Source organism: Actinoplanes campanulatus (assembly GCF_014647795.1).
Classification (GTDB): domain Bacteria; phylum Actinomycetota; class Actinomycetes; order Mycobacteriales; family Micromonosporaceae; genus Actinoplanes; species Actinoplanes campanulatus.
The window spans coordinates 36,632-62,937 of sequence record NZ_BMPW01000028.1 but is presented as its reverse complement, the minus strand read 5'-3'; the positions used below and the strand labels follow the sequence as shown (position 1 = coordinate 62,937).

Below are 26,306 nucleotides of genomic sequence, written 5' to 3'. Positions count from 1 at the left end.
CCCGGCCGATGCGCTACCTGTCCCGCAAGCTCGGGTTCTACCTGGTCGCCCTCTGGGCGGCGCTGACCCTCAACTTCCTCATCCCCCGCATGATGCCCGGCGACCCCGTCGAGATCATGCTGGCCAAGCTGGGGCAGAAGGGGCCGGTCACGCCGGAGTCCCGGGAGGCGATCGAGGCGATGCTGGGCACCGACTCGAGCCGGCCGCTGTGGGCCCAGTACGGCGACTACCTTGCGGGATTGGCCAACGGGGACCTGGGCGTCTCCCTGGTCTTCTTCCCGGCCCCGGTCAGCTCGATCATCGCGCAGACCCTGCCCTGGACGATCGGGCTGATCGGGCTGGCCACGATCATCTCCTTCCTGACCGGCGTGGGCCTGGGCACCCTCGCCGGCTGGAAGCGGGGCTCGTGGATGGACAACCTGATCCCGGTCACCACGATGTTCCAGTCCGTGCCCTACTTCTGGCTGGCCCTGATCCTGCTCTTCCTGCTCGGCAGCGTCTGGCCGGTCTTCCCGCTCAACGGCGGCTACGACGTCTACAACGTCACCCCGGGCTGGAACGGGCCGTTCCTCGCCTCGGTCGTCTACTACGGCACCCTGCCGGCGCTCACCATCATCCTGTCGTCGATCGGCGGGTGGATGCTGGGCATGCGCAACATGATGGTCTCCACCCTGTCCGACGACTACATGGTCACGGCGGAGGCCAAGGGCCTGCGCTCCCGGCGGATCATGATGCGGTACGCGGCCCGCAACGCCGTCCTCCCGTCCATCTCCGGGTTCGCCATCTCGCTCGGCTTCGTGGTCGCCGGATCGATCATCACCGAGGCGGTGTTCTCCTACCCGGGCATCGGGTCGGCGCTGCTCCAGGCGGTCGGCGGCAACGACTACGCCCTCATGCAGGGCATCCTCCTGATCATCACGCTGTCGGTACTGGGCGCCAACCTGCTGGTCGACCTCCTGTACTCGGTCATCGACCCGCGCATCCGGGCGCGGGGCTGAGAAAGGGACGCCATGGCCGCCGCCGACACCGTCACCGTGAACCTCGCCGTCCCACGCCGCCGCCCCACCCTGCCGCCGATGACCGGCAAACTGGCCACCGGCCTGATCATCGCCGGGCTCATCACCCTGTTCGGGCTGATCGGGCCGCTGCTCGTCCAGGACCCGGCCAAGATCGACGACATCGGCCTCACCCCACCCAGCGCCGACCACCTCCTCGGCACCACCCAGACCGGGCAGGACGTGCTCGCCCAACTCGCCTACGCCACCCGCGGCTCGCTGATCGTCGGCGCCGTCGTCGGGCTGCTCACCCTGATCCTGTCCGGCTTCTTCGGCATCGTCGGGGCGTATGCGGGCGGCTGGCTCGACGAGGCGTTCTCCCTGTTCACCAACGTCGTCCTGGTCATCCCCGGACTGCCCGTGGTGATCGTCATCTCGGCCTACGTCGCCGAGCGCAGCCTCCTGCTCGTCGCGCTCGTCCTGGCGATCACCAGCTGGGCCGGGTCCGCGCGGGTGCTGCGCGGCTCCACCCTCAGCCTGCGCAGCCGCGACTACGTGCTGGCCAGCCGGGTCGCCGGGGAACGACGATGGCGGATCCTGCTGGTCGAGATCCTGCCCAACCTCATCCCGCTGCTCGCCTCCCAGGTGGTCTTCGCGGTCATCTTCGCCATCCTGGGCGAGGCCGGCCTCTCCTACCTCGGGCTGGGCGCCACCGAGTCGTTCACCTGGGGCACCATGCTGTACTACGCGCAGAACGGGCTCGCCCTGCGGCTCGGCGCGTGGTGGTGGTTCGTGCCCCCGGGGCTGATGCTCGCCCTCTTCGGCGCGGCCCTGTCCCTGATCAACTTCTCGATCGACGAGATCATCAACCCCAAGCTGCGCAACCAGACCCGGGGCGCCCGCCGCGGCTGGCGGATGTCGCGCGAGCAGATCCGTAGGGCCAAGGAGTCGACGCTGTGAGCGAACCGGTCCTGACCATCGAGAACCTCAGCGTCGACTACCTGGTCGACCCGGTCGTGCACGCCGTCCGGGACGTGTCGCTGACCCTGCGGCGCGGCGAGGTGCTCGGCCTCGCCGGGGAGAGCGGCTGCGGCAAGAGCACCCTCGCCTACGCGATCGTGCGCCTGCTCAAACCACCCGCCATGATCACGTCGGGGCGGGCGGTCTTCCACGCCCGTGGCGGCGGCGACATCGACTGGGGTGATCTCGGCCCGGAGGATCTGCGGGCCGCCCGCTGGGACAAGATCTCCATGGTGTTCCAGGGCGCCATGAACTCCCTCAACCCGGTCATCTCGATCCGCGACCAATTCGAGGACATCTTCACCACCCACCGGCCCGCCATGTCCCGCCGCGACCGCCGCCTGCGCTGCGGCGACCTGCTCGAATCCGTCGGCGTGGACCGGGGGCGGCTCACCTCGTACCCCCATGAGCTGTCCGGCGGCATGCGGCAGCGCGTCATGATCGCGATGGCCATGGCCCTGGAACCACAGATCATGATCATGGACGAGCCGACCACCGCCCTCGACGTCGTCGTGCAACGCGAGATCCTCCGCGAACTCACCCGGCTACGCGACGAACACGGCTTCGCCGTCGTCTTCATCACCCACGACCTGCCGCTGCTGCTGGAGATCAGTGACCGGATCGCGGTCATGCGCGACGGGGCGATCGCCGAACTCGGCGACGCCTACCAGCTCTACACCCAACCGCGCCACGACTACACGAAACAGCTGCTCGCGTCGTTTCCCAGCCTCACCGGCGACCGCGGCTCCTTTCTCAGGGAATCAGCATGACGACACTCGAAGTGCGCGGGCTCCGCAAGGACTATCGACTTCGAAACGGCATGCGTACGCGTACGCTGCGCGCCGTCGACGACGTCAGCTTCACCCTCGACCACGGGCGCACCGTGGCACTGGTCGGGCAGAGCGGCAGCGGCAAGTCCACCATCGCCCGCCTGCTGCTACAGCTCGAACAGCCCACCTCCGGGCACATCCTGCTCGACGGCGAACCGGTGGCCCGCCGTGGCTCCGCACTCGCGCGCTACCGGCGTACCGTGCAAATGGTCTTTCAAGATCCGTTCGCGTCGCTGAACCCGTTCCACGACGTCGAACACCACCTCACCCGGCCGGTCCGGCTGCACCAGCGCGGGCTCAGCGACGCCGAAGTCCACCAGCGGGTGCTGCGCCTGCTCGAACGGGTCCGCCTCACCCCGGCCGCCGGCTTCGCCCGCCGCCGCCCACACGAACTCTCCGGCGGCCAGCGGCAGCGCGTCGCCATCGCCCGCGCCCTCGCACCCTCACCCGGCGTCCTGATCGCCGACGAACCCGTCTCCATGCTCGACGTGTCGATCCGGCTCGGCGTGCTCAACCTGCTCGCCACCCTGCAACGGGAGGAGGACCTGGGCGTCCTCTACATCACCCACGACCTGGCCACCGCCCGCCACTTCTCCGACGAGATCCTCGTCCTCCACCAGGGCCGGGTCGTCGAACGCGGGCCGGCCGACGAGGTCATCCTCCATCCACGGCACGAGTACACGCGTACGCTCGCCGACGCCGCACCCAACCCGGAACGCCGTCTCGGCGAACTACGCCGCTGAGGCGGTGTGCCGGTCCGCGACCTGCCGTGCCCAGTGACGGGCGCGCTCGATCTCACCGTCGACCAGCGGGCCGGTCATGCCGCCGACCCGGAAGTTCTCGGCCGGCAGGACCGGCTTGCCACCCAGACCGTGCAGCCGCCGCATCGCCTTGCGGGCCGCCGAGCCGGTCGGGAACCGGGTGTCCATCCGGGTGTCGAAGGCCGCCACCGGCAGGCCGGCCAGCGGGGGAGCGGCGTCCAGGTACTCCCGGATGCCGGCCTCCTGCGCCCCGGCCCGCACCTCACCGTGCTTGACCGCGTCCGCCCTGGTCGACACCCGGCTCAACCCGAAGGCGTGGGTCGGTGCGCCGACCACCAACAGATCCACGCCCGCGACCGGCGGCCGCTCGTGCACGTCGGTGAGCGTCACCTCGAAACCGGCGGTGAGCCCGTCGGCCACCGCCTGCGCCACCGCGGCGGTGTTACCGAACATGGATTCGTAGACAACGAGCGCTCTCATCGCCGATCCCTCCCGTTGGTGTGCCATCGCAGCCAGTAGACACCGGGCCCGGTGGGCCACGGCAGGGCCGGACGACCCTGGCGTGGACACCCGCTGGCACGATGGCCGGCATGGATGCCGACCTCACCGAAGTCCGCCGGGCCATCGACGCGATCGACGCCGAGGTGGTGCAGCGGCTCGCCGCCCGGGAGCGGCTGGTCCGGCGGGCCGCCGCGCTGAAGACCGACGAGCAGGCGGTCCGGGCGCCCGCCCGGGTCGAGGAGGTCATCGCCAAGGTGCGCGGCCTGGCCGTCGCGGCCGGCGGGTCACCGGAGGTGGTCGAGCGGGTCTACCGGGCGATGATCGGCGCTTTCATCGACCTGGAGCTCGCCGAACACCGGGACCTCGCCGACGAGTAGCGGCGGGCGCCGGTGGCACCGCGGGGCGTCGAGGCGTCCGTCCCGCGGTGCCACCGGGCTACTTGGCGACGAGGAGAAGTACGGCTCGGGCGCGCAGCGCGTATGTGGTGGAGGCGCCGCCGATGAGGGCCTCCGCACCGGGGCCGGCCACCTGGTTGGGCCCTTCGGCCCAGGTGGAGGTGTCGGTGACCCGGTACCACTGCTTGCCGGCGGGTGGTGGGGGCAGGGTGAAATCGACGTCGCCGGACCAGCCGTTGTAGGCGACGTAGATGCCCGGCGCGGAGTCACCGAACTCACTGCCGTCGATGCGCCAGGCCAGTGCGTGGTTGTTCGCATTCCCCCAGTACGCGGCGTCCGGAGCGGTGCCGGCCGGGGTGAACCAGTTCAACTGGCCGAGTCCGTTCCCGTTGGTGTCGGTGGCGGCGTAGAAGTTCACCGGCCGCAGGGCGGGATGTGCCTTGCGGAACGCGAGCAGCCGGCTGGTGAAGGTGGCGAAGTTCGTCTGGTCGGTGCCGGGCGCCCAGTTGAGCCAGTTGGCGCTGGAGTCGAGGTTGTAAGGGTTGTTGTTGCAGTTGACGCCGCGCAGATACTCGTCGCCGCCGGTCATCATCGGCGTGCCGCCCGACAGCAGGAGCAACGCTTGACCGTTGCGTGCCGCCTTTCGCTGGTCGGCAGCCGCTCCGCCCTGATCCCAGGAGATGTTGTCGTCGGAACCGCCGTCCGACGGCCCGTACGGCCAGGGTTGGTTGTTGTTCTTCGCCGCACAGGAGTACAGGTCTTTGAGGGTGAACCCGTCGTGGGCGACCATGAAGTTGACCGAGTTCCATGGTCGGCGGCCGTCGTCGCCGTAGAGATCGGACGATCCGGCCAGGCGGTTGGCGAGCTCGCCCGGCGTGACCGCGTCCACACCCAGCTTGTTCTGGTCGCGGCGCACGGTGTCGCGGTAGATGCCGTTCCACTCCGACCAGCCGGCCGGGAAGTTGCCGACCTGGTAGCTGTTGCCGCCGATGGCCCACGGCTCAGCGATCCAGTCGACGCCGGAGCCTCCGCCCGCCGGGCGGGCGGGCATTTCGGCGACGAGGCGGTTGAGGGCCGTGCCGGCGTTGGTGCGGTCGTAGTTGAAGCATCCGTGCTGGCAGGTGTTGCCGAGGACGGACGCCAGGTCGAACCGGAAACCGTCGATGCCGAGCGTGTTCTTCCAGTAGGCCACCGAGTCGACGATGAGGTTCTGCGCGACCGGGTTGGCGGTGTTGTAGTTGCCGCCGACACCGGTGTTGTCCCACGGACTCTGCCGGTCGCCGGTCAGTGAGTAGTAGGTGGGGTTGTCGAGGCCGCGCCACGAGAACAGGTTGTAGGTGTTCTTGTCGCCCTGCGGCCCCTCTTCGGCGGTGTGGTTGTACACCACGTCGACGAGGACCTTGATACCGGCGTCGTGGTACGCCTTCACCATGGCCTGGAACTCCGCGGTGGGCCCGCCGGGGGACTTGTCGTAGGCGTAGCGACGGTCGGGGGCGAAGTAGTTGAGGGTCATGTACCCCCAGTAGTTGTCACCGGAGGTGCCGGTGGCGTCGACGTCGTTCGTGTCGTTCTGTGTCTCCTGAACCGGCAGGAACTCCACCGCTGTCACACCCAGCGACGCGAGGTACGCGGCCTTGAGCCCGGCGCCCCGGTAGGTGCCTCGATAGGCCGAGGTGATCGAGGGGTCGTTCCTGGTCAGGCCACGCAGGTGCACCTCGTACACGATGTCGTCCTTGAAGGCCCTGGTGGGTTTCGTGCCCGTCGCGCCGGTCGCCGCGGGCAGGACGATGCCCTTGGGGGCGAAGGTGCCGGTGTCGGTCGCGCGGTTGGCGCCGGAGCGGTATCCGCTCGCGCTGGTCCGGCTCGGGGTGAGCGGGTCGTGGCTGATCTCCCTGGCGTACGGGTCGATCAGGAGCTTGTTGGGGTTGAACCGATTGCCGGCGGAGTCGACGTCGGAGACGAATCCGGCCGTCGAGCCCTTCGTCCAGCCTGCGTTGTAGGTCCAGTTGGGCCCCCAGGCGCGGTAGCCGTAGTAGACCGTGCCGGTGATCCCGCGGGCGGCCAGGTCGGCCACGCTGACGGTGGTGGCGAAGGTGTCGCTGTTCTCGGTCAGGACGTAGCTGGCCTTCTCCTGCGCGCCGGTGGCGGCACTGTAGAGGTAGACCGCGATCCGGGTGGCCGTCGCCGAGTGGACCCGGAACGTGATGTTGCTGCCCGTGCCGTTGTAGCGCGCTCCCAGGCTCTGGGCGTCGATCGCGGCCCGGGCCGGTGGCGCGGTGACGATGCCGCCGGACAGCGCCACGGTGACACCGATGAGCAGGATGAGGGCCAGGGCGAGGCGCCGGGCCGGGTGTCGTGTCGTCATCGTGGCCGAGCGGGGATTCATTGCGGAAGACCTCCTCGTGGGGACGAGTGGTACGAGGAAGTCGGTGAGTGGCGCCCTCTGCCGACCGTGATCGATGCAAGACCTTGCAATGTTTCCGAGACGCTAGCATCCGATGACATAAATGTTAACGGGCATTCAGGGCTCGAGCCGAGGGGTTGCCCTTGAAAAGCGGGCAAATAGGTACTAAAAGTCAAGGATCCACTGCCAGGATTTGCAAGAAGTTGCCATCACCGTCCAGTTTCACCAGACACGGTCATCACGATCTGCGCTCGTCGAAGCCGGCGGCCCGGCTACCTGTCCACGTGCCGTCCCGCCGGACCATTTCGCGTACGCATGCTGTGGTTTTGCCGGAATCTTGACCTTGCGGAGTACCAACGAGGTAGGCCGGAAACCGATGTCGGGGGGCAGTATGGACTGGGCAGTGATCGGCGCCATGGTGGGGCTCGCCGCCCTGATCGTCCGGGGTGTGCTGGCGTTCGGGATGGCCGGCAAGGAGATCGGGAAACTGCGCGTCTCCGGTCAGAGCGTGCGGACCCTGCGCGCTCAGGCGCTGGCCCGGAGATGGACGTGGGATCCGGCCGCCTACCAGCCCACCGTGCCGGTCGGCCGCCTCGCCGGACTGCCCGATCTTCGGCAGCGCGGGGCCGCCCGCGGGAAGTTCCGCCAGCGCGAGGCGAGCGCCGCGGTGGTGGCCGCGGTCGTGGATTCCGGGCTCACCTCCCGGCTCGGCATCGACCACGGCACCACGGTGCTGGCCGTGGTGATCACCATGGAGGCGCCGGAACTGGCCGGTGACCTGCACCTCGACCCCAAGCGCGGTGGCGGCTACGACGCCTCCGGCAGCCTCGCGGGGCTGCTCACCGGCACGGATCTGCTGAACCGGCTCGGCTGGGCGGGCTACCCGGCGGTGGACGTGGCCGACGGGCAGGCGAGCTTCCTCTACCCGAGCCTGAGCAGCGCCGCCGAACTCGACCGGTTGCTGTCCGTCGGCGACGACGTGCTCAGCGGCCTCGCGCCCGTCACGCCGCCGTGAGTGCCTCGTCGATCATCCGGTGGCCCTGGGCCTCGCACGCCTCGATGCCCTTGTATGAAGCGGGCGCCACCCCGGGTCATCTCCAGCACGGTGGTCTCGACGATGCCCCAGCTGTGGTCCTTCTCGACCATCGCGCCCGGGATCCACCGCTCCAGCAGGCCCCGTTGTTCCGGCGAGAGTCTCCCGAGCGCCCCGTCCACAGTCCGCATCCTAGGACCACTCACCCCGTACCGGCCGGGCCGGTCGTTCGGGTCGGGCTCGGCAGCGCCGGCAGCCGGTTCGGGATCGGTCGGCTGGTGGTGAGGGCTGTGTCCCGGTGTCCGAGACAGCGCTGAGAGCCAGCCGGGGTTCACCCGCCCAGTGCCGGGAGTCAGCGGCGCAGGTGGGACTGGAGGACCAGGGCGGCGGCGCCGGTCGCCGAGGCGGTCGCGGCGGCCAGGGAGACGGTGACCGTCGCCGAGCGGTGCCAGGTGCGGCGGTCCGCGGGTTGGACGCGGCGCATGATGGCCGGGCCGTAGACGAACGACGCCGCCGCGAAACCCGGGCCGGTGAGCACCACCAGGTCGATGTCGAGCAGGTTCACCACCGACTCGGCGGCGGCCGCGACGTACCGTGCGGAATCCTCCAGCAGCGCGAGGCATCGCGGAGCGCCCGCCCGTGCGGCCCGGGCCACCGCGGCGAAATCGGCGGTCACGCTCCGCGGCGCGGACTGGTCGAGGCCGGCCTCCGCGGCCGCCGTGCCGTCGGCGCGGGCCGCGGCCACCACGGTGCGGGGCCCGGCCAGGATCTCCAGGCACCCGCGACTGCCGCACCAGCATTCCGGACCATCGACCTGGACGCACACGTGGCCGAACTCGCCCGCCGCACCGTGGCCGCCCCGCATCGCCCGGCCCTCGACGACGATCCCGGCGCCGATGCCGCTGCCCATGTAGAGGGCCGCGAACGCCTGCTCCGGCCCGACCCGCGCCACCCAGTACTCACCGACGGCGGCGGCGGTCGCGTCGTTCTCCACGAGCACCGGCCAGCCGTTCTCCTCGGCCAGCCGCCGCCCGAGCTCGTCGGCGTCCCATCCCCGCAGGTGCGGCGGCGCGTCCCAACCGCGTTGGTGGGCGGCGTCGTCGCTCGCGTGCGGCAGCGCCTCCGCGCTGACCACGTAGGCCGGTGTGCCCGCCGCCTCCGCGGCGCCGGGCAAGGTCGCCCGGTCGGTCCGGGCCGCCGGTGGTCGGGCCTCCGCGGCGCCGGGCGAGGTGACCCAGTTCGTCTGGCTCGCCGGTGGTCGGGCCTCCGCGGCGGGGTCGACCCGCGGCTGGTGGGAGCGCGCTGCCTCCGGGCCGGTCGTGGTGGGCGCGGATGGGGGCCGACGGGTGTGGGGTGTGGCCTCCGGGCTCAGCGAGACCGATGGAGCGCCCGGCCCTCCGAAGTGGGATATCTCAGTCGATCCCGGTACGCCGCCCGCGGCCGGTGGGGTGTCGGCATCGGGCGTGCGGCGGACGTTGCCGTTACGGGGGCCGGGCCAGACGACGCCGAGGCCGAGGCAGCGGGCCCGGTCCACGCCGGAGGCCGCCAGCAGGGTGCCGATGCCGTCGCCGAGGTGGGGGAGCAGGTCGCCGGGCGGTGCGGGACGGGCGAGGCGGGAGATGACGCCACCGGTCTGACCGGTCAGCACGAACGTGGTGACGTCCCGGTCCAGGTGGACGCCGACCGCGAGGCGGGCGGCCGGGTCCAGGCGCAGCAGGGTGCGAGGCTTGCCGCCGGTCGGGGCGCGGCCCGTCTCCACGACCAGGCCCTCATCGAGGAGGCGGCGCACGGTCATCGACACCGCCGCCTCGGTGAGTCCGGTGATCGCGGCCAGCTCGACGCGGCTCAGCGGCTCGGAGGCGCGGATCGCGTCGAGGATGCTCTCCCGCGCCGCGGGACGGCGGCCCCGGCCCGGCCGGCCCACCGGCGTAGCGTCACCGATCGCTTCCCTCACCCAGCCACCACCATGTCGCCGAACCCCTTTGTCATCGCGCCACCATCCTGCCCGCACAGGCGTGGGTGGTGGCACCGCCACGTCCGAGACGCGGACTCCGCCACTCGATCATCGATCCCGCCTGTCGTCAAACGGCTTCGGCATCGCCACGGACGGCCGGGGTGGCGCGGATCAGCATGACCCGGTCGGGGTAGAGGACCGGGAGCCGCAGGCCGGCCGTGCCGAGGGCGCGGCCGCTCAGCCGGAGGCCGGCGGGCGTGCACCACGGCAGGGCGGCGCCCCAGGCCGCGGCGTTGCCGTCGGGCACGTCGCCGGGTGGCTGTGGTCGCACGTGGTAGACCCGGGCCGGGTCGAGGCCGGGCAGCGCCACGGCGCCCGGTGGGTAGACCTCGCTGGTGGCGGTCGCGGTGACCGCGAACAGGGCGTCGGATTCGGACACCACGCCGGTCAGCGAATACGCCGGATCGGCCACATCCCCGTGCACCAGCGTGCCGGTGTGCAGCAGCGACCGGACCTCCTTGTAGAGGGCCACCCACTCGCCCAGCCGGGCCAGCTCCCCAGGGGTTGCCCTGGTGAGGTCCCACTCGATGCCGAGATGGCCCCAGATGGCGGTGCCGGCGCGCATGTCCAGTGGCAGCTCGCGGTTGGTGGTGTGTGAGCGCGGCGCGCCCACGTGCGAGCCGATCAGCTCCAGCGGCACGAGCAGGCTGGTCCACCGCTGGATCGCCACCCGCTCGTGGGCGTCGATGCAGTCGGACGCCCAGATGCGGTCGGTGCGGGCCAGGATCTCCAGGTCGACGCGGCCGCCGCCGGACGAGCAGGACTCGATCTCCACGCCGGGATGCCGGGCGCGCAGCTCGTCGAGGAGCCGGTAGACGGCGTGGGTCTGGTCGTGCACACCGGCGCGCCCGGACGCGGGATGGCCGGCGTCGACCAGGTCGCGGTTGTGGTCCCATTTCAGATACCCGATGTCGTGGTCGCTGAGCAGCGCGTCCAACCGGTCGCGCAGGTAGGCCCACGCCGAGGGGTTGTGCAGATCGAGCACCTGCTGGGATCGCGCCGTCGGTGGCAGCCGGTCGCCGGCGGCCATGATCCAGTCGGGGTGGGCGCGGGCCAGATCCGAGTCGGGATTGATCATCTCGGGTTCGACCCAGAGGCCGAACTCCATGCCCAGGTCACGGACCACGCTGATCAGGGGATCGAGCCCGTCCGGCCACACGTCGGGCGAGACCGTCCAGTCGCCGAGGCCGGAGGTGTCGTCGCGGCGGGACCCGAACCAGCCGTCGTCCAGCACGAACCGCTCGGCGCCGACGGTCGCGGCCGCCTTGGCCAGCTCGGTGAGCCGGCCCAGATCATGATCGAAGTAGACCGCCTCCCACGTGTTGACCACGACCGGGCGTGGCCGGGTGGGATGGCCCGGGCGGGACCGCAGGTAGCTGTGGAAACGCTCCGACACCGAGTCGAGCCCGTGCGCGCCGAAGGCCGCGAACACCCACGGGGTCGTGTAGGACTCGCCCGGGCGCAGCCCGATCTCGCCGGGTAGCAGCAGCTCACCGCCGCCGAGCGCGGAATGCCCGTGATAGTTGCGCTCCGCGACCGTGCGCGAGTTGCCGGAGAACGCGGTGTGCACACCCCAGACCCGCCCGTGCCGGTTGCCGAACCCGGCCGTGCCCGCGCACAGCAGGTAGGCGGAGTCGTAGCCGGTGCGGCCGGTGCGGTTCTCCCGGACCCGCAGGCCGTGCGTGAACGTGGTCCGTTGTGGGGATCGCTCCCGCAGGTGGTGGCCGGTGAAGTCGAGCAACTCGGTGGTCTCCGACGGCACCGGCAGGAACAGCGTCAGATGATCGAGCCAGTAGGTGCCCGGCGCCGTGCTGGTCAGCCGCGCGCGAGCGCGCAACACCCCGGCCGGGTGCAACTCGATCTCGATCGCCAGCTCCAGGCCCGCGGTCTCGTCGAAACCCCTCACCAGTACGCCCAGAGCACTCCGATCCACGCCGGCAACCGTGAACGCGCTGGACCACGCCGTGCCGTCGCGATGCCCGGCCAGACCCGGATGACCGAGCCAGCCGGCCGACTGCTCGGGCACGATGGAGACGCGGACCGGGGTGTCGGCGGAGAACCCGATCGGCTGTGGCTCGGTGGCCAGCGCGACCTCGGCCAGCTGCTCGGGGCCGAGGTCGCCCAGGGCCTCGCCCCAGTGCACGACGGCTGGCAGCGAGGGGCCGCGAAAGTCCAGCACAAGGCTCACGCCCGCGGCGCTCAGGTGCACGAAATCGGCCATCGGACCTCCGGTCTCATCATCGTTGACGGACTTCGTTCAGTTGCTTAAGAATGTGGGAGTCGCGGCGCGGCGGCAACCCGATTTTCCTCACGCAGGGGGCACCACCGATGCTCAAGACCGACCTTCACCAGGGCTGGACCGTCCGTTCCGCGGGTGGCCGGGTCCCATCGGAGATCGCCGCGTCGCGGCTGCCCACCGCCGTCCCGGGGACCGTCCACACCGACCTGCTCACGGCGGGTCTGATCGCCGACCCCTATCTGGGCGCCAACGAGGCCGGGCTGGCCTGGTTCCACCGCAGCGCCTGGCTCTACGAGACCACGTTCACGGCCGCCCCGGCCGCGCCCGGCGAGCGGGTCGACCTGGTCTTCGACGGGCTGGACACGGTGGCGACCGTCGAGGTCGACGGGACCGAGGTCGGGCGGACCGCCAACATGCACCGCGGCTACCGGTTCGACGTGCGGCACCTGCTGCGCGACGGCGAGATCCCGTTGAGCGTGCGGTTCGACTCGGCGCTGGAGCACGCGGAGCGGTTCGAGGAGCAGGCCGGCTCCCGTCCCCGGCCGTACCCTCATCCGTTCAACGCGGTGCGCAAGATGGCCTGCTCGTTCGGCTGGGACTGGGGCCCCGACCTGCAGACCGCCGGCATCTGGAAGCCGGTCCGGCTGGAGCGCTGGCACACCGCCCGGTTCGCGTCGGTGCGGCCGTCGGCCACCCGTGACCGGCTCACCGTGCACGTCGCCGTCGAGCGGGCGTCGGAGGCGCCGCTGACCGTCGAGGTGCGGGCCGCGGGGCGCACCGCCCGGGTCGACGTGGTCGCCGGCCGGGCGACCGTGGAGCTGCATGTGCCGGACGCGCCGGTGTGGTGGCCGGTCGGCCTCGGTGAGCAGCCGCTGGTGCCGGTCGAGGTCACCCTCGTCACCGGAGACCACGTGCTCGACGAGCACCGCGCCCGGGTCGGCTTCCGCGACGTGCGGCTCGACGAGAGCCCCGACGAGCACGGCAGCCGGTTCACACTGATCGTCAACGACCGGGAGGTCTTCGTCCTGGGGCTCAACTGGATCCCCGAGGACCACCTGCTCACCCGCATCACCCGGGAGCGGCTCGAAGCGGCCGTGGGGCGCGCGGTCGCCGGCAACGCCAACCTGCTGCGCGTCTGGGGCGGGGGCATCTGGGAGTCCGACGAGTTCTACGACGTCTGCGACGAGCTCGGCGTGCTGGTCTGGCAGGACTTCCCACTCGCGTGCGCGGCCTACAGCGAGGAGGAGCCGATGCGGTCGGAGATCCTCGCCGAGGCCCGGGAGAACGTGACCCGGCTCGCCCCGCACCCGTCGCTGATCCTGTGGAACGGCGGCAACGAGAACATCTGGGGCCACGAGGACTGGCAGTGGAAAGAGGCGCTGAACGGCGCGACCTGGGGCGCCCGTTACTACTACGAGGACTTCCCGGCGCTGCTGGCCGAGCTCGACCCGACCCGGCCCTACCACCCGGGCAGCCCGTCCAGCCCCGGTCACGATCCCGAGGTGGTGCACCCCAACGACGACCGGTTCGGCACCCGCCACGAGTGGGAGGCCTGGAACCGGGAGGACTACCGCGTCCACGACAACTTCGTGCCACGGTTCTGCTCGGAGTTCGGCTGGCAGGCACCGCCCGCCTGGTCGACGCTGACCGCCACGCTCGCGCCGGAGGATCTGCGTAAGGACTCGGCCGCCTTCCTGCTGCACCAGAAGGCGGAGGACGGCAACGGCAAACTCGACCGCGGGCTGGCCCACCACATGGCGGTGCCGTCCGACTTCGCGGCCTGGCACTGGGCCACCCAGCTCAACCAGGCGCGGGCCACCGCCTATGCGGTCGCCCACCTGCGCGGCCACGCCCCACGGACGATGGGCAGCATCCTGTGGCAGCTCAACGACTGCTGGCCGGTCACCTCGTGGGCCGTCGTGGACGGTTCCGGGCGGCTCAAACCGGCCTGGTATGCGCTGCGCCGCACGTACGCCCCGGTTCTGCTGTCCTTCCAGGAGCGTGACGGCCGCACCGTGCTCGCCGTGATCAACGATCGCGATGAGCCGTGGCGCGACAGCGCCCGGCTGCGGCGGGTCCGCTTCGACGGCGCCGAGCTGGCCGCGGTCACCGCCCAGGTGGACGTGCCGGCCCGGTCGGTCGGTCTGATCGAGGTCGACCCGGGCCTGCTCGCGGCCGCCGAACCCGACCGGGAGGTGCTCGTTGCCGACAGCGGTGGGCTGCGGGCCACCCACCTGTTCGCCGAGGACTTCGATCTGCGGTACGACCCGGCGGCGGTGCGGGCACACGCGGTGGCCGTCGAGGGCGGATACTCGATCACTGTGACCGCCGCATCGTTCGCCCGGGACGTGGCCGTGCTCGCCGACCGGGTCGCGCCCGACGCCGTCGTCGACGACATGCTCGTCGACCTGCTGCCAGGGGAGACGCACACGTTCACCGTCACCACGGCCGCGACCGTGGACGGCGAGGCGTTCGCGGCGCCCGAGGTGCTGCGGTCGGCGAACGCGCTCGCCGCTCCGGCGCAGGTCGGCTGACGATGCCCACCCCGGGTGGCCTGATCGGGCTGGTGCTCACCGGCAGCGCCGCCCGGGTCGGTGTCGAGCCGTTCTTCATGGAGCTGATCGCCGGCATGGAGGAGGCGCTCGCACCCTACGGGGCGAACGTGCTGCTGCTCGTGGTGCCGGACCTGGAGGCCGAGCTGGCCACCTATCAGCGCTGGGCCGGCGACCGGACGGTGCAGGCCGTCGTCGTGGTCAACCTGGTGCACGACGACACCCGGCCGGAGTTCCTGGCCGGGCTGGGGCTGCCCGCGGTGCTCGCCGGGCGGGCCGACACGGCGGCCTTTCCGCGGGTGGTCACCGACGACGCCGGCGCCATGACGGTCGCCGTGGAGATGCTCGCCGGGCTCGGCCACCGGGTGATCGGGCGGGTCAGCGGGCCCGCCGACCTGGTGCACACGGCCGACCGCACGGCGGCCATGCACGCGGCGGCCGACCGCCACGGCGTCGAGGCGCGCATCGTCGAGGGCGACTACGGGGCCGAGGCCGGGGTGCGCGGTGTTCAGGACCTGCTGGCCGGTTCGCCGTCGCCCACCGCGGTGATCTTCGACAACGACGTGATGGCGGTCGCCGCCGAGCAGGAGCTGATCCGGAGCGGGGTGCCGGTCCCGGAGCGGGTGAGCCTGCTGGTCCACGACGACTCGCCGCTGTGTGAACTGGCCGTGCCGCCGCTGTCCGCGCTCAGCATCGACGTCCACGACCACGGCCTGAGCCTGGCCCGCGTGGTCATCGCCACCCTCGACGGCGTCCAGCCGGCCGACTACCCGGGCCCACCGATCCGCGTCCTCCGCCGCGAAAGCACCGGCCCGGCCCCGGCCGCCGCCTGACCGCCGGTCAGTGGGGTGGTAGAGGGGCGGCCGGGCGGATCGCGGTGAAGGAGTCGTGTTCGTAGCGGGTGGCGGAGAGCAGCAGGAGCCATTCGTCGCAGCCCTGCCACGGGTAGAGGTCGGCCGCGCCGCCGCGGACCGTCAGGGGGCCGTCGCCGGTGCGTGGGCTCGCGTCCAGCGGGGCGCCGTCGAAGCCGGGGATCCACACGTCGGCGCAGAGTTCGCCGGCCGAGCCCATGCCGGCCAGGCCGAACTGGTTCTCCGCGGCGGCGGTGCGGGTCTCGTCGCCGAAGTCGTCGAGGAGCTGGTCCTCGCCGGGTCTGGCGTCGCCGCGGAAGGTGAGCGTGGTGGTTCCGGCGCGGGCCGCGTACTCCCATTCGGCCTCGCTGGGCAGGCGGAAGGGCAGGGCGGCCAGCAGATCGCCGAGGTCGCCCCTCAGGCGCGCGGCGGTGGTGTCCGCGCGGGCGTAGAAGTCGTGGTAGTCCGGCATCCAGTGCCGCACCTGGTCGACGGTCAGCGGGTGCCGGGCCAGCAGGAACGGCTTCACCTTCACCTCGCGGACCGGGCGGCATTCATCGGCGCCGGCCAGGAACGGTTCGACGGTGTCCTCGGTGTCACCGGCGCGCTCGATGGCGCGCACCGCGTCGATCTCCGCATCGGACAGGCCCATCCGGAAGACGCCGCCCGGCACCTCCCGGAACACCACTCCGGACGGGGTGTGCCGCCACGCCGGTCGCCGGGCCACGATCTCCTCGCTCCACATGGAGCGGAACGGTAACAGGTCGCCGGAAAATGATGGGAAATCGTGTGCGGATTTCTGTAATGTGCGCGCTCCCGGAATACACGTGCCTTTAGGAATTGACCACCTTGACAGCCAATGTGTTAGCGATAACATGTGCTCTTAATAAAGGCTTAACAAGGGCATGCCATTCCCGGAGGCATTTCATGAGCTATCAGCCACGACGGCGGGAACTGCTCGCGGCGATCGGTGGCGCCGTCGTCACGGCCGCCGTCGGTCTCCCGGCGCGGCCCGCGGCCGCCGCCGACGTGTACACCGCCTATCTCATGGCGCACTTCACCGGTGAGAGCGCCACCGGCGAGCAGATGTACTTCGCCACCAGCACCGACGGCCTGCACTGGACCGACCTGAACGGGTCGCAGCCGGTGCTGCTGTCCAGCGTGGGGGAGAAGGGCGTCCGCGACCCGGCCCTGGTCCGCTCCCCGGCCGGCGACCGGTTCTACCTGATCGCCACCGACCTGCGGATCGCGAGCGGCAAGGGCTGGGACGTCGCGCAGCACAGCGGCAGCACCTCCCTGGTCGTATGGGAGTCCACCAACCTGACCACCTGGTCGGCGCCGCGCCTGGTGAACGTCGCGGGCGCCATTTCCGGCGCCGGTTGCGCCTGGGCGCCGGAAGCCGTCTACGACCCGGCGGCCGGAAACTATGTCGTCTACTGGGCGACCATTACCGACAAGGCGCGGATCTACTATTCCCGTACCACCGACTTCCGCACTTTCACCAGCCCGCAGGTCTACATCGACCGGCCGGGCACGCAGGGCATCATCGACACCCAGATCCTGGAGATCGCGGGCAGTGCGGGTGGTTACCGGTACGTGCGGGCGTCCGGCGACGGGCAGATCACCATCGAGGGCAGCAACCAGATCGTCGGCGGCTGGACCCGGCTCGGCGACCTGTCCGGGCTCGGCCTGACCGGGGCTCAGGTGGAGGGCCCGATCCTGCACAAGTTCAACGACCGCAACGAGTGGGGCCTGTGGGTCGACCAGTATTCGTCGGGCCGTGGCTATCTTCCGTTGACCACCACGAATCCGGCCTCGCTGAGCGCCTACCGGATCCGCGGCACCTCGGAGTACGCGCTGGGCGCCAGCCGGAAGCGGCACGGCACGATCCTGCCGATCACCCAGGCGCAGTACACCGCGCTGCACGGTAGGTGGGCGACCTTCACGACCGGGGTCAACCGGATCCAGTCGTACAACTTCACCGACCGGTACGTGCGGCACAGCAACCTCGACGCCCGCATCGACGCCGGCGTATCCCCGCTGGCCGACTCCCAGTGGCGGCTGGTGCCCGGCCTGGCCGGCGCCAGCGGGGTGTCGATCGAGTCCACCAACTTCCCCGGCTACTACCTGCGGCACAGCAACTTCGACTTCGCTCTGGCCCCGAACGACGGCAGCACCGCCTTCGCCGCCGACGCCACCTTCACCCGGGTCGCCGGGCTCGCCGACTCCTCGGCGGTGTCGTTCCGGTCCTACAACAACCCGACCCGCTACCTGCGGCACTACAACTACCTGCTGCGGCTCGACGAGATCACCACCGCCACCGGGCGGGCCGACGCCACCTTCCGCCTGACCAGCTGACCGGAAAGCGAGCAACCATGCGCAATCTCGCCCGCGCGGCGACCGTACTCCTGGGCTCGTCGATGGTCGTGGCCGTCGCCGCCGGCCCGGCGGCGGCCGCCGAGATCCCGACCGGCGCCCGGTCGCTGGAGTCGGTCAACCTGACCGGCCGGTACATCCGGCACAGCGACTACCTGGGCAGCGTCGCCGCGGTCACCTCGAGCAGCACGGCCCAGCTCAAGAGCGACGCCACCTTCACCGTGACGCCGGGTCTGGCCGGCGGCGCCGGCTGTGTCTCGTTCCAGGCGGCCAACGGCATGTGGCTGCGCCACCGCGACTTCCGGGTCCGCCTGGAGACCAACGCGGGCACGGCCACGTTCCTCGCCGACGCCACCTTCTGCGTACGGGACGGGTCGGTGAGCGGTTCGGTGCGCCTGGAGTCGTCGAACTACCCGGGCCGGTTCCTGCGCCACCGCGACAACCAGCTGTGGGTCGACCCCTCGACCACGAATCCTGGCACGTTCGCGGCGGACAGCTCGTTCCGCGTCACCACCCCGTGGGTGGCCGGCCGCCGCAGCCCGGTGATCAAAGGCCTGTACGGCGACCCGAACATCGCCTACCTGAACGGCCGCTACTACATCTATCCGACCACCGACGGGTACGCCGGCTGGAGCGGCACCCGGTTCAAGGCGTTCTCCTCCACCGACCTGGTGAACTGGACCGATCACGGCACCGTCCTCGATCTGGCCACCCAGGTCGACTGGTCGAGCGGGCGGGCGTGGGCGCCGACGGTGGCCTACCGCAACGGCCGCTACTACCTCTACTTCTGCGGCGACACCAACATCGGCGTGGCCACCTCGACCAGCCCGGCCGGGCCGTTCACCGACGCGCTGGGCCGTCCACTGATCGCGGCCGGGTTCCGCAGCGGGCAGATGATCGACCCGGCGGTGTTCACCGACGATGACGGCCAGTCCTATCTGTACTGGGGAAACGGGTACGCGTACGCCGTACCCCTGAATGCCGACATGATCTCGTTCGATCCGGCCAGGGTGACCACCTTCGGGTTGCCGAACTTCCGTGAGGCGCCGTTCGTCGTCAAGCGCAACGGCGTCTATCACATGACCTACTCGGTGGACGACACGCGCTCGGAGAACTACCACGTCGAGTACGCCACCAGCACGTCACCGCTCGGCCCGTGGACGCACCGCGGCACGATCCTGTCGAAGAACCTGAATCTGGGCATCAAGGGGCCGGGCCACCACTCGATCGTGCAGGCGCCCGGCACCGACACCTGGTACGTCGCCTACCACCGGTTCGCGATCCCGGCCGGTGACGGCACCAACCGCGAGGTCACGATCGACCCGTTGCGTTTCGGCGCCGACGGCATGATCATGCCGGTGGTGCCCATCCTGTGACGGGATAGAAGATGATCGCTGATGAGACCTGCCGACGCCTCGTCAGCGCGGCCCGTGCGGGTGATCAGCGGGCACTGGAGGAGCTGATCAGGGCGTGTCTGCCGCTCGTCTACAACGTCGTGGGCAGTGCGCTGTACCGGCACGCGGACACCGACGACGTCGTCCAGCAGGTGCTGCTGGACGTCGTCCGGGATCTGGGCTCGCTGCGGGATCCGGACCGGTTCCGGTCCTGGCTGCTGGTGATCACGATGCGCGAGATCAGCGCGCATCGTGGACGCCGGGACCGGGAGGCGGTACGGGCCGTGCCGCTCGACGACGCGGCGGATCTTCCCGAGTCCGGTGGCGGTTTCGAGGAGTTGGCCGTTCTGCGGCTCGGCCTGCACGATCAGCGGCGGGAGGTGGCGCGGGCCGGCCGGTGGCTGGATCCCGATGACCGCGGCCTCTTCGCCCTGTGGTGGCAGGAACTGGCCGGGCGGATCACCCGGCAGGAGACGGCCGACGCCCTCGGGGTCGGCCTCACCCACGCCGGGGTCCGCGTGCACCGGATGCGGGAGCAACTGGAGAACGCGCGGGCTGTCGTGGCCGCGCTCTCCGCCGAGCGGGTCTGTGCCGGGCTGACCCGGGCGGCGGACGGCTGGGACGGGGAGCCGGCTCCGCTGTGGCGCAAACGGCTCGCGCGGCACGTACGCGGATGTGGGGTCTGCATGCGGGCCGACGGTGACCGGATCCCGGTGGACCGCCTGTTGGGAGACCTGGCTCTCGTCGCCGTGCCGGCCGCTCTGGCCGGTGCGGCACTGAGCAACGTCGCCAGGACGACGGCGGCGGCCAAGGCGACGGCAGCGGCCCAGACGACGGCGGCGCTCAAGGCAGCGACGGTGCCGGTGACGGCCAAGGCGGCGACGGTCTCCGTGGCGGCGGTGGCCACCCTGACCGCCGGCGTGGTCATGCTGCCCGGCCCGGCGAGCACACCCGCCGCGGTGAGCACGCCGAGCGCGGTGACCAGGCCGACCACGCCGACCGGCACCGCGGCCCCGTTGACGCTGACCGGCACCCGTTCCCTGGAACTGGTCGCCACCCCGGGCCGTTTCCTGGCCTCCGGCCCCGAACTGGCCACACTGGTGCGGACCCGGACCCGGCGGACCGCCTTCACCGTGGTCGAGGGACTGTCCGACCCCGACTGTCTCTCACTGCGTGCCGCCGACGGCCGCTACCTGCGCCACTACGCCTTCCGGATCAAGCTGGCGGCGCCGGACGGCAGCGCGATCTTCCGGGCCGACGCCACCTGGTGCCCGCTCACCGGCGACGACGGCCGGGTGACGCTGCGCTCGGACAACTACCCGGCCCGGGTGATCCACTACCGGGCCGACGGCGAGCTGGGCATCGACGAGACCGACGGCACCCCGGCTTTCACGGCGGCGAGCACCTGGATCGTCCGCAGGACCTAGGCGGTGTGCGACAGCAGCACCCGGCTGACCGCGGCGGCCGTGGGCAGGTCGTCCACAGTCACCATGGCACTGTCGCGGGCGCACATCGCGTACCCGAAGCCCGGCCCGACCACCGCCGCCACGAACTCGCCCCCGATCGGCTGATCGAGCAGCACCACCGCCCGTCCCGGCGCGGCGAGCCCCTGGAGGAGCCCGGCGAGCCCCGGGTGGGACACCACGACGACCGCGCAGTCGTGATCGATCGCGGTCTCCCGCAGCCGGATGAGCCCCGCCTCGACGTCCCCGGGAACCCGCTGGCGGGCCGGCCGGCTCCGGGTCGCGACCTCGAACGGCGTACCCACCGGCTGGTGGAATCCCGGCCGTGAGGCACGCAGCGCGCCGGCTCCCGCCGGGTCGAAGTCCCGCACGTTCTCGATCGGCCCGGGCCGGCCGAACAGCCAGCCCTGCCCCCAGCGAGCCCCGAGCCGCCGGGCGGTGGCCAGGTGCTCCTCGGTCTCGATGCCTTCGGCGATCACCACGGCGCCGGTCCGCGCGGCCTCGGCCCGCACCACGGAGGCGACGGTCCGGGAGTGCTCGGTGTCCGGGTCGCGGATCACGCTCATGTCGAGCTTGATCACCTCGGGTTCGAGGATCGGCAGGAACGCCAGCGACATCGGGTCCGCCCCGACGTCGTCCAGGGCGATGCCGTTGCCGCCGAGCTGGATCGATCCGGCCAGCCGCAGCATGCTGCCGGGGACGGCCGGCAGGGCGCGCTCGGTGTATTCGAGGACCGTCCGGAACGGGGGCCGGGCCGCGAACAGCTCCATGAGCCGCGGCGACAGCGGCTGGTCCATGACGCCGGGCTCGCCGTTGGCGAACAGCAGGGGTGGCGCGACCGGCGCCGCCATCGCGCCTTCGATGGCGCGTTCGAAGCAGAGCATGTCCAGGTCGCCGAGCCGTCCCGCTTCGCGGGCCGCGGCGAAGAGCCGGTCCGGGAATTCCAGGGTGCTTCCGGCAGGCCCGCGGGCGAGGGCTTCCAACCCCATGACGGTACGGGTGGACAGGTCGACGATCGGCTGGAACACCGAGCGGACGAGCCGTTCCTCCAGCAGCGCACCGATGGTGAGGTCGGTCGTCGGCACCGAGCGCATCAACCTGGAACTCCTTCCCGTGGCGGACACTGATGTCTTTCGGTCCTCGTACCCCCGGAGTTGAGGGTTGCACTTGTGCAAATCAGTTTGTGATGGAAACCTGTTGGCATGACAACTGATGCGGTGCCCGGCGACCCCCGCCGGCTGCTGTCCGAGGTGCACGACCTCGCCCACCGGGTCCGGCGCGACCAGCGGGTGACCTGGGTCGCACTGCTGGTGCTGGCCGTCGTGACGTTCGCGGCGATCCCGTTCGACTGGTTCGGCATGCAGGTCGATTGCGCGCCCACCGGCGAGTGCGAGTTCTCCCGTGACGGTGTGCTGTATTACTGGCCGCCCGCACTGCTGGTGGCGTATGCGGCGATCGCCTACGTCTACCGGCGGATCGCCCGGTCCCGCGGGGTGGACGCCCGCGTCCTGCCCTATGCGATCACCGGCGCCGCCCTGATCCTCGTCTTCCTCGCCGCCTGGATCGCCGTCCGGGTCTATCTCGCCGACAACCCGCCACCCACCGAACCGCTGCCGTACGGGTGGCTGGTCCTGGACCGGCTGGTCGCGCCGTGGGGCATCATCGGCGTCGCGCTGCTGGTGCTGGCCCGGCTGGAGCGCAACACCGGACTGCTGCTGTTCACCCTCGGCTACCTGGCCGTGGTCCTGGTGCCGATCGACTTCGGCTGGCAGGCGCATCAGAGCGTGCAGGCCGAGTTCCTGCCACAGCAGGTCATCAACGGTCTGGTGCTGCTGCTCGGCGCGGCCGGATTCGCACTGGCCCGGCGGCGATGACCGCCGAGACCGAGCCGTCGCACCCGGTCACCGGCCTGGACGACGTGGTGCACCAGCGGGTCCGCCTCGGCATCCTGACCATCGCACACGAGGCGCGGCGGGTCGAGTTCGGCTACCTGCGTGGCCAGTTGCAGTTGACCGCCGGAAACCTGTCCCAGCACCTCGGCGTCCTGGAGACGGCCGGACTCATCGACGTCGAGAAGGGCTACGAGGGCAAGCGGGGGCGGACCTGGATCACCCTCACCGCGGCCGGGCGGACGGCGCTAGCCGAGGAGATCGCGCGGCTGAAGCTGCTCATCGCCCGCGTCGAGACCACCGACGGGTAGCGCCGGCGCCTTAGGGGACCGGTGGACCCGGGTCGCGGCGGAGTAACCGGTCGGCGACCACGACGGACGGCCCGGCCGTCGCCACCGACCGGATGTCCCCGGATGGCCGAAATCGGTCATGCGGTTGGGAAGCGCGGGTAGCGTGAGCTGGCGTGCACATTCAGGACGCGATCGACCGGGTCGGGTTCGGCAGGTTCCAGCGGCGGCTCTTCCTGCTGTGCGGGATCACCTGGGCCGCCGACGCCGCCGAGATCCTGCTGCTGTCGTTCGCGCTGCCCGGCGTCACCGAGGAATTCGGCCTCACCTCCGGGCAGGCCGGGCTCGTGGTGGCGTCCACCTTCGCCGGGATGCTGGCCGGCGCCTGGTTCTGGGGGATCATGGCCGACCGGGTCGGCCGGCGCCTCGGCTTCCAGCTCACCATCGCGATCTTCGCGGTGTTCGGGGTGGCGTCCGCGTTCGCGCCCGGCCCGGTCTGGCTCGCGGTACTGCGGGCACTGACCGGATTCGGGCTCGGCGGGGCGATGCCGCTGGACTTCGCACTGTTCACCGAATACCTGCCGACCCGCGACCGGGGCCGCTGGCTGGTGCTGTTGGAGAGCTGGTGGGCGGTCGGCACGGTGGCCGCGGCCGCGCTCGCCTTGATCATCATGCCGACGGTGGGCTGGCGCTGGCTGCTGGCCACCTCGGCGGCCGCCGCGCTGCTGGTGCTGTGGGCCCGGCTGCGGGTGCCCGAGTCGGCCCGCTACCTGCTCGCCCGCGGCGACGTGGCCGGAGCGTCCGTGCTGGTGGCCGAAGTGGCGCGGATCAACGGGGTCACGCCACCGGCCAGGCCGCTCCAACTGCCGGCCGGCCAGGGCGCGGCCACCCCGGGCGACCTGCTGCGCGGCGCGCTCGGCCGGACCACCCTTCTGCTGTGGACGGTGTGGCTGCTGATCGGTTTCGGCTACTACGGAATCTTCGCCTGGCTGCCGCAGATCTTCGCCGACGAGTACGGGTTCCTGCGCAGCTACCAGTACGTGTTCTTCCTGGCGCTGGCCCAGCTGCCCGGCTATCTGTCGGCGGCCTGGCTGGTCGAACGGGCCGGCCGGAAACCGGTGCTCGCCGGGTATCTGGCCGCGGCCGCCGTCGCCACATTCGGCTGGGCGGTGGCCGACACGTCGGCGATGGTGCTGCTCTCCGCGGGGCTGATGAACTTCTTCACGCTGGGCGCCTGGGCCGCGCTCTACGCGTACACCCCGGAGCGTTATCCGACGCAGCTGCGCGCCTCCGGCCTCGGCGCGGCGAGCGGGTTCGCCCGCATCGGCGCCGTCACCGCCCCGCTGGCCGGCGGCGCCCTGCTGGCCCTCTCCCTGCCGGTCGCGCTGACCGTCTTCGCGGCGGCGTTCCTGCTGGCCGCACTCGCGGTCGCCGGCTACGCGGCGGAAACCCGCGGCACCCGGCTCGACGACACCGTGGCGGAGCGCGTCCCGCTCCGCTAGAAATCTTCGTGGTCGAGGTCCGCGTTTCGCTTCCGTCTCCTTTCTCTTGTACGGGTGTCCTCGTCCTCGTCTCATCAGGGCTGTCCCGTTCGTTCGGCGCGATCTTGCTGCCCGCTGCGGCCTGTGCCGCGCCCGCCGGGCGTAGATCGGTGCCCGGGCAGGCCGAGCCGACCGGCCACTTCCTCATTTGCCGCCGCCCACGGCCGTCTTGATCACGCTGGGGGTGGTCGCGGTGTTGAGGCCAGGCACTGCTCGCGGTCGTTGCGCCGGTCGCTCTGGGGTGGATGGTTGCGGTTTGGCTGGTCAGGTAAGGGTTGCCCGCTCGCGGCTGTTGAGCTGGTCGCTCTGGGTGGGTGGGTGGGTGGTTGCGGTTTGGCTGGTCAGGCGTGGGTTGCCCGCCCTCGGCCGTTGCGCTGGTCGCCCTGGGGTGGGTGGTCGCATTACATCAAGGGTGGGTGCACACGGCGGCATTGTCGTGGTCGCCTACGTGGCCTATCGCCGCGACGGCCGCCCACTCGGCGGCTTTCGTGTGCGTTCACCTCCGTAAGCCCGACCGGTCGGAACTCCGCGTGAGCGGGAGACCCCACTTACCAGCTCATGTGGAAGACCGAGGTAGCCGGAGAGCCTGTTTCTCGGTTGTGGGTGGCCGCGATGTCGAGTCGCGCATTCGGATGGCTGCGGCATCAATCGGACTCTTTTTACGATCTTGGTGAGTTGACCACCTCCCGGGGTGGTCAACTCACCAAGATCGGCCCCGCCGCCCTTCCTCGGTTGAGGGATTGCGGAAATGGGAGCAGGCGGCCAAGAGCGGGGCTCCCGGCGGTAGATCATCGCCGATGATCTCTTCTTCCTGGAAGGCCTTGGGCTATCGGATGTATCCGGATGACCGCGATTGCGCAAGATCGCACCGTCCGGCGACGATCGTTCAAGATTTACATCGACGCTCACGGATGGTCCTGACGGCCGGCGGTGAACGGCAGAATCTCGCGGCGAAGGCGGGAAGCAAGCGAACAGGCGACTTGACATCGACGCCAGGCGACGGCCGGCGAGCTGTCACGGATCAAACACCGCTGGTGGGTCTGAGCGTTCTGCCGCACTGGCGGATCACCTGCTTCTGCGCGCACACGAAGTGTCGTCGCCGCGGGGTGGTGGAGGCCGCTGATCGCGGCGAGCGCGCCGGCCACGGCAAGAGCTCGTCGCCGCGGGGTGGTGGAGGCCGCGCTGCACGAGGTTGCCCGGCTCGGTGGCGGCACTGTGGAGAGCTGTCCGGAGGACGTATCCCGTCCCCGGCGTTCCTCTACAACGCCACGGTGCCCTGGCTTCACCGGATCCGCCGGATCGGCAGACATCACTGGGTGGCGGTCCGGGTCGTCTTGAAATAGTCGGCCGCCGGGCCGGTGAACATCAGCGGGGTCGCGGCCAGCACACACAGCAGATGCAGCACCCGGGAGCCGGCCACGAGCAGGGCGGTGAGGTCGGCCCGTTCGATGGCCGCGCCCAGGTCGTTGCCGTCGAGCAGCCAGCCGATCGGTTCGATGATCAGCGACAGTGTGCCGAGCACTCCGAGCCCGACGGCGAGGGTGAGCCGGGCCCAGTTGCGGCCGTCCCGCATCCGCACCATCACGAGGGCGAGTACGGCGTAGAGGCCGGTCCGCACAACGATGCCAGCGGGCCCGGCCTCCTCCCAGCGCAGCAGCATCTCGGCGAGGCCGGCCCCGAGAGCGCCCAGCCACAGCCAGAAAGCCAGATCGACGGCGGCGGGCCGGACAGCGGTAGTACTCCGAATGGTCATACGCCGAG

The 26,306-nt window shown here is 71.0% G+C and carries 21 protein-coding genes; 14 read left to right on the top strand and 7 right to left on the bottom strand.

Features of this window, described 5'->3' with window-relative positions; genetic code table 11:
- Nucleotides 1-8 precede the first annotated feature (8 nt).
- Genes IEZ13_RS39605 through IEZ13_RS39590 form a run of 4 tightly spaced genes read left to right on the top strand, consistent with a single transcriptional unit; the run spans nt 9 to nt 3,588 of the window.
- The gene (locus IEZ13_RS39605; protein WP_183226693.1) at nt 9-998 is read left to right on the top strand and encodes an ABC transporter permease; all 990 of its coding nucleotides are present in this window, start codon (nt 9-11) and stop codon (nt 996-998) included.
- A gap of 12 nt (nt 999-1,010) precedes the next feature.
- Nucleotides 1,011-1,955, top strand: coding sequence for an ABC transporter permease (locus tag IEZ13_RS39600; protein WP_183226694.1), 945 nt, complete (start codon nt 1,011-1,013; stop codon nt 1,953-1,955).
- Nucleotides 1,952-2,785, top strand: coding sequence for an ABC transporter ATP-binding protein (locus tag IEZ13_RS39595; protein ID WP_183226695.1), 834 nt, complete (start codon nt 1,952-1,954; stop codon nt 2,783-2,785). The genes IEZ13_RS39600 and IEZ13_RS39595 overlap by 4 nt, the downstream gene beginning before the upstream one ends.
- A complete protein-coding gene (locus IEZ13_RS39590; protein WP_183226696.1) occupies nt 2,782-3,588 on the top strand; it encodes an ABC transporter ATP-binding protein in 807 nt (268 codons plus the stop codon). The genes IEZ13_RS39595 and IEZ13_RS39590 overlap by 4 nt, the downstream gene beginning before the upstream one ends.
- Here the strand turns inward: IEZ13_RS39590 and IEZ13_RS39585 are convergent.
- Nucleotides 3,577-4,086 (bottom strand): flavodoxin family protein, encoded by a 510-nt coding sequence (locus IEZ13_RS39585; protein ID WP_183226697.1) that lies wholly within the window; start codon nt 4,084-4,086, stop codon nt 3,577-3,579. The genes IEZ13_RS39590 and IEZ13_RS39585 overlap by 12 nt on opposite strands.
- 110 nt (nt 4,087-4,196) lie before the next feature.
- Between IEZ13_RS39585 and IEZ13_RS39580 the strand changes: the two genes are divergently transcribed.
- Nucleotides 4,197-4,484, top strand: coding sequence for a chorismate mutase (locus tag IEZ13_RS39580; protein ID WP_203834069.1), 288 nt, complete (start codon nt 4,197-4,199; stop codon nt 4,482-4,484).
- Between the two features lie 58 nt (nt 4,485-4,542).
- Here the strand turns inward: IEZ13_RS39580 and IEZ13_RS39575 are convergent, their stop codons facing one another.
- Complete coding sequence (locus IEZ13_RS39575; RefSeq protein ID WP_183226699.1) at nt 4,543-6,867, bottom strand: glycogen debranching protein; 2,325 nt, start codon at nt 6,865-6,867, stop codon at nt 4,543-4,545.
- 430 nt (nt 6,868-7,297) lie between these two features.
- On the opposite strand from IEZ13_RS39575, the gene IEZ13_RS39570 reads away from it, so the two are divergent.
- On the top strand, nt 7,298-7,921 hold the full coding sequence (locus tag IEZ13_RS39570) for a hypothetical protein (protein ID WP_183226700.1): 624 nt from the start codon (nt 7,298-7,300) through the stop codon (nt 7,919-7,921).
- Nucleotides 7,922-8,291: 370 nt separating this feature from the next.
- Here the strand turns inward: IEZ13_RS39570 and IEZ13_RS39565 are convergent, their stop codons facing one another.
- Complete coding sequence (locus IEZ13_RS39565; protein WP_183226701.1) at nt 8,292-9,893, bottom strand: ROK family transcriptional regulator; 1,602 nt, start codon at nt 9,891-9,893, stop codon at nt 8,292-8,294.
- Between the two features lie 127 nt (nt 9,894-10,020).
- The gene (locus IEZ13_RS39560) at nt 10,021-12,174 is read right to left on the bottom strand and encodes an alpha-galactosidase (RefSeq protein WP_183226702.1); all 2,154 of its coding nucleotides are present in this window, start codon (nt 12,172-12,174) and stop codon (nt 10,021-10,023) included.
- A 107-nt stretch (nt 12,175-12,281) separates the two neighbouring features.
- Between IEZ13_RS39560 and IEZ13_RS39555 the strand changes: the two genes are divergently transcribed.
- Together IEZ13_RS39555 and IEZ13_RS39550 are read left to right on the top strand one after the other, a co-directional pair.
- The gene (locus IEZ13_RS39555; protein WP_183226703.1) at nt 12,282-14,726 is read left to right on the top strand and encodes a glycoside hydrolase family 2 protein; all 2,445 of its coding nucleotides are present in this window, start codon (nt 12,282-12,284) and stop codon (nt 14,724-14,726) included.
- Between the two features lie 2 nt (nt 14,727-14,728).
- Complete coding sequence (locus IEZ13_RS39550; protein ID WP_183226704.1) at nt 14,729-15,577, top strand: LacI family DNA-binding transcriptional regulator; 849 nt, start codon at nt 14,729-14,731, stop codon at nt 15,575-15,577.
- 7 nt (nt 15,578-15,584) lie between these two features.
- Here the strand turns inward: IEZ13_RS39550 and IEZ13_RS39545 are convergent, their stop codons facing one another.
- On the bottom strand, nt 15,585-16,340 hold the full coding sequence (locus IEZ13_RS39545) for a formylglycine-generating enzyme family protein (protein ID WP_183226705.1): 756 nt from the start codon (nt 16,338-16,340) through the stop codon (nt 15,585-15,587).
- Between the two features lie 182 nt (nt 16,341-16,522).
- On the opposite strand from IEZ13_RS39545, the gene IEZ13_RS39540 reads away from it, so the two are divergent.
- From IEZ13_RS39540 to IEZ13_RS39530, 3 genes are read left to right on the top strand one after another with little or no spacing between them, the layout of a single operon-like run.
- Nucleotides 16,523-17,953, top strand: coding sequence for an AbfB domain-containing protein (locus tag IEZ13_RS39540; RefSeq protein WP_183226706.1), 1,431 nt, complete (start codon nt 16,523-16,525; stop codon nt 17,951-17,953).
- 17 nt (nt 17,954-17,970) lie between these two features.
- Complete coding sequence (locus IEZ13_RS39535) at nt 17,971-19,347, top strand: family 43 glycosylhydrolase (RefSeq protein ID WP_183226707.1); 1,377 nt, start codon at nt 17,971-17,973, stop codon at nt 19,345-19,347.
- Nucleotides 19,348-19,358: 11 nt separating this feature from the next.
- Nucleotides 19,359-20,792 carry a sigma-70 family RNA polymerase sigma factor gene (locus IEZ13_RS39530; protein WP_183226708.1) on the top strand — a complete coding sequence of 478 codons (1,434 nt, stop codon included), beginning with the start codon at nt 19,359-19,361 and terminating at the stop codon, nt 20,790-20,792.
- Here the strand turns inward: IEZ13_RS39530 and IEZ13_RS39525 are convergent.
- On the bottom strand, nt 20,789-21,922 hold the full coding sequence (locus IEZ13_RS39525) for an EAL domain-containing protein (RefSeq protein ID WP_183226709.1): 1,134 nt from the start codon (nt 21,920-21,922) through the stop codon (nt 20,789-20,791). The two genes, IEZ13_RS39530 and IEZ13_RS39525, sit on opposite strands and share 4 nt — an antisense overlap.
- Nucleotides 21,923-22,030: 108 nt before the next feature.
- Between IEZ13_RS39525 and IEZ13_RS39520 the strand changes: the two genes are divergently transcribed.
- From IEZ13_RS39520 to IEZ13_RS39510, 3 genes are all read left to right on the top strand, one after another.
- Nucleotides 22,031-22,702, top strand: a complete 672-nt coding sequence (locus IEZ13_RS39520; RefSeq protein WP_183226710.1) for a hypothetical protein — start codon at nt 22,031-22,033, stop codon at nt 22,700-22,702.
- Entirely contained in the window at nt 22,699-23,028 is a 330-nt protein-coding gene (locus IEZ13_RS39515; RefSeq protein ID WP_183226711.1) for a transcriptional regulator, read from the top strand. The genes IEZ13_RS39520 and IEZ13_RS39515 overlap by 4 nt, the downstream gene beginning before the upstream one ends.
- Before the next feature lie 152 nt (nt 23,029-23,180).
- Nucleotides 23,181-24,506, top strand: coding sequence for an MFS transporter (locus IEZ13_RS39510; RefSeq protein WP_183226712.1), 1,326 nt, complete (start codon nt 23,181-23,183; stop codon nt 24,504-24,506).
- A gap of 1,348 nt (nt 24,507-25,854) precedes the next feature.
- Here the strand turns inward: IEZ13_RS39510 and IEZ13_RS39505 are convergent.
- Complete coding sequence (locus IEZ13_RS39505; RefSeq protein ID WP_183226713.1) at nt 25,855-26,298, bottom strand: hypothetical protein; 444 nt, start codon at nt 26,296-26,298, stop codon at nt 25,855-25,857.
- Nucleotides 26,299-26,306 lie beyond the last annotated feature (8 nt).

Coding starts and splice junctions, on each gene's coding strand:
- IEZ13_RS39585 (WP_183226697.1), bottom strand. CDS start 4,086: ATGAGAGCGCTCGTTGTCTACGAATCCATGTTCGGTAACACCGCCGCG.
- IEZ13_RS39560 (WP_183226702.1), bottom strand. CDS start 12,174: ATGGCCGATTTCGTGCACCTGAGCGCCGCGGGCGTGAGCCTTGTGCTG.
- IEZ13_RS39580 (WP_203834069.1), top strand. CDS start 4,197: ATGGATGCCGACCTCACCGAAGTCCGCCGGGCCATCGACGCGATCGAC.
- IEZ13_RS39575 (WP_183226699.1), bottom strand. CDS start 6,867: ATGACGACACGACACCCGGCCCGGCGCCTCGCCCTGGCCCTCATCCTG.
- IEZ13_RS39530 (WP_183226708.1), top strand. CDS start 19,359: ATGATCGCTGATGAGACCTGCCGACGCCTCGTCAGCGCGGCCCGTGCG.
- IEZ13_RS39520 (WP_183226710.1), top strand. CDS start 22,031: ATGACAACTGATGCGGTGCCCGGCGACCCCCGCCGGCTGCTGTCCGAG.
- IEZ13_RS39570 (WP_183226700.1), top strand. CDS start 7,298: ATGGACTGGGCAGTGATCGGCGCCATGGTGGGGCTCGCCGCCCTGATC.
- IEZ13_RS39540 (WP_183226706.1), top strand. CDS start 16,523: ATGAGCTATCAGCCACGACGGCGGGAACTGCTCGCGGCGATCGGTGGC.
- IEZ13_RS39515 (WP_183226711.1), top strand. CDS start 22,699: ATGACCGCCGAGACCGAGCCGTCGCACCCGGTCACCGGCCTGGACGAC.
- IEZ13_RS39605 (WP_183226693.1), top strand. CDS start 9: ATGCGCTACCTGTCCCGCAAGCTCGGGTTCTACCTGGTCGCCCTCTGG.
- IEZ13_RS39550 (WP_183226704.1), top strand. CDS start 14,729: ATGCCCACCCCGGGTGGCCTGATCGGGCTGGTGCTCACCGGCAGCGCC.
- IEZ13_RS39535 (WP_183226707.1), top strand. CDS start 17,971: ATGCGCAATCTCGCCCGCGCGGCGACCGTACTCCTGGGCTCGTCGATG.
- IEZ13_RS39555 (WP_183226703.1), top strand. CDS start 12,282: ATGCTCAAGACCGACCTTCACCAGGGCTGGACCGTCCGTTCCGCGGGT.
- IEZ13_RS39590 (WP_183226696.1), top strand. CDS start 2,782: ATGACGACACTCGAAGTGCGCGGGCTCCGCAAGGACTATCGACTTCGA.
- IEZ13_RS39545 (WP_183226705.1), bottom strand. CDS start 16,340: ATGTGGAGCGAGGAGATCGTGGCCCGGCGACCGGCGTGGCGGCACACC.
- IEZ13_RS39600 (WP_183226694.1), top strand. CDS start 1,011: ATGGCCGCCGCCGACACCGTCACCGTGAACCTCGCCGTCCCACGCCGC.
- IEZ13_RS39505 (WP_183226713.1), bottom strand. CDS start 26,298: ATGACCATTCGGAGTACTACCGCTGTCCGGCCCGCCGCCGTCGATCTG.
- IEZ13_RS39525 (WP_183226709.1), bottom strand. CDS start 21,922: ATGCGCTCGGTGCCGACGACCGACCTCACCATCGGTGCGCTGCTGGAG.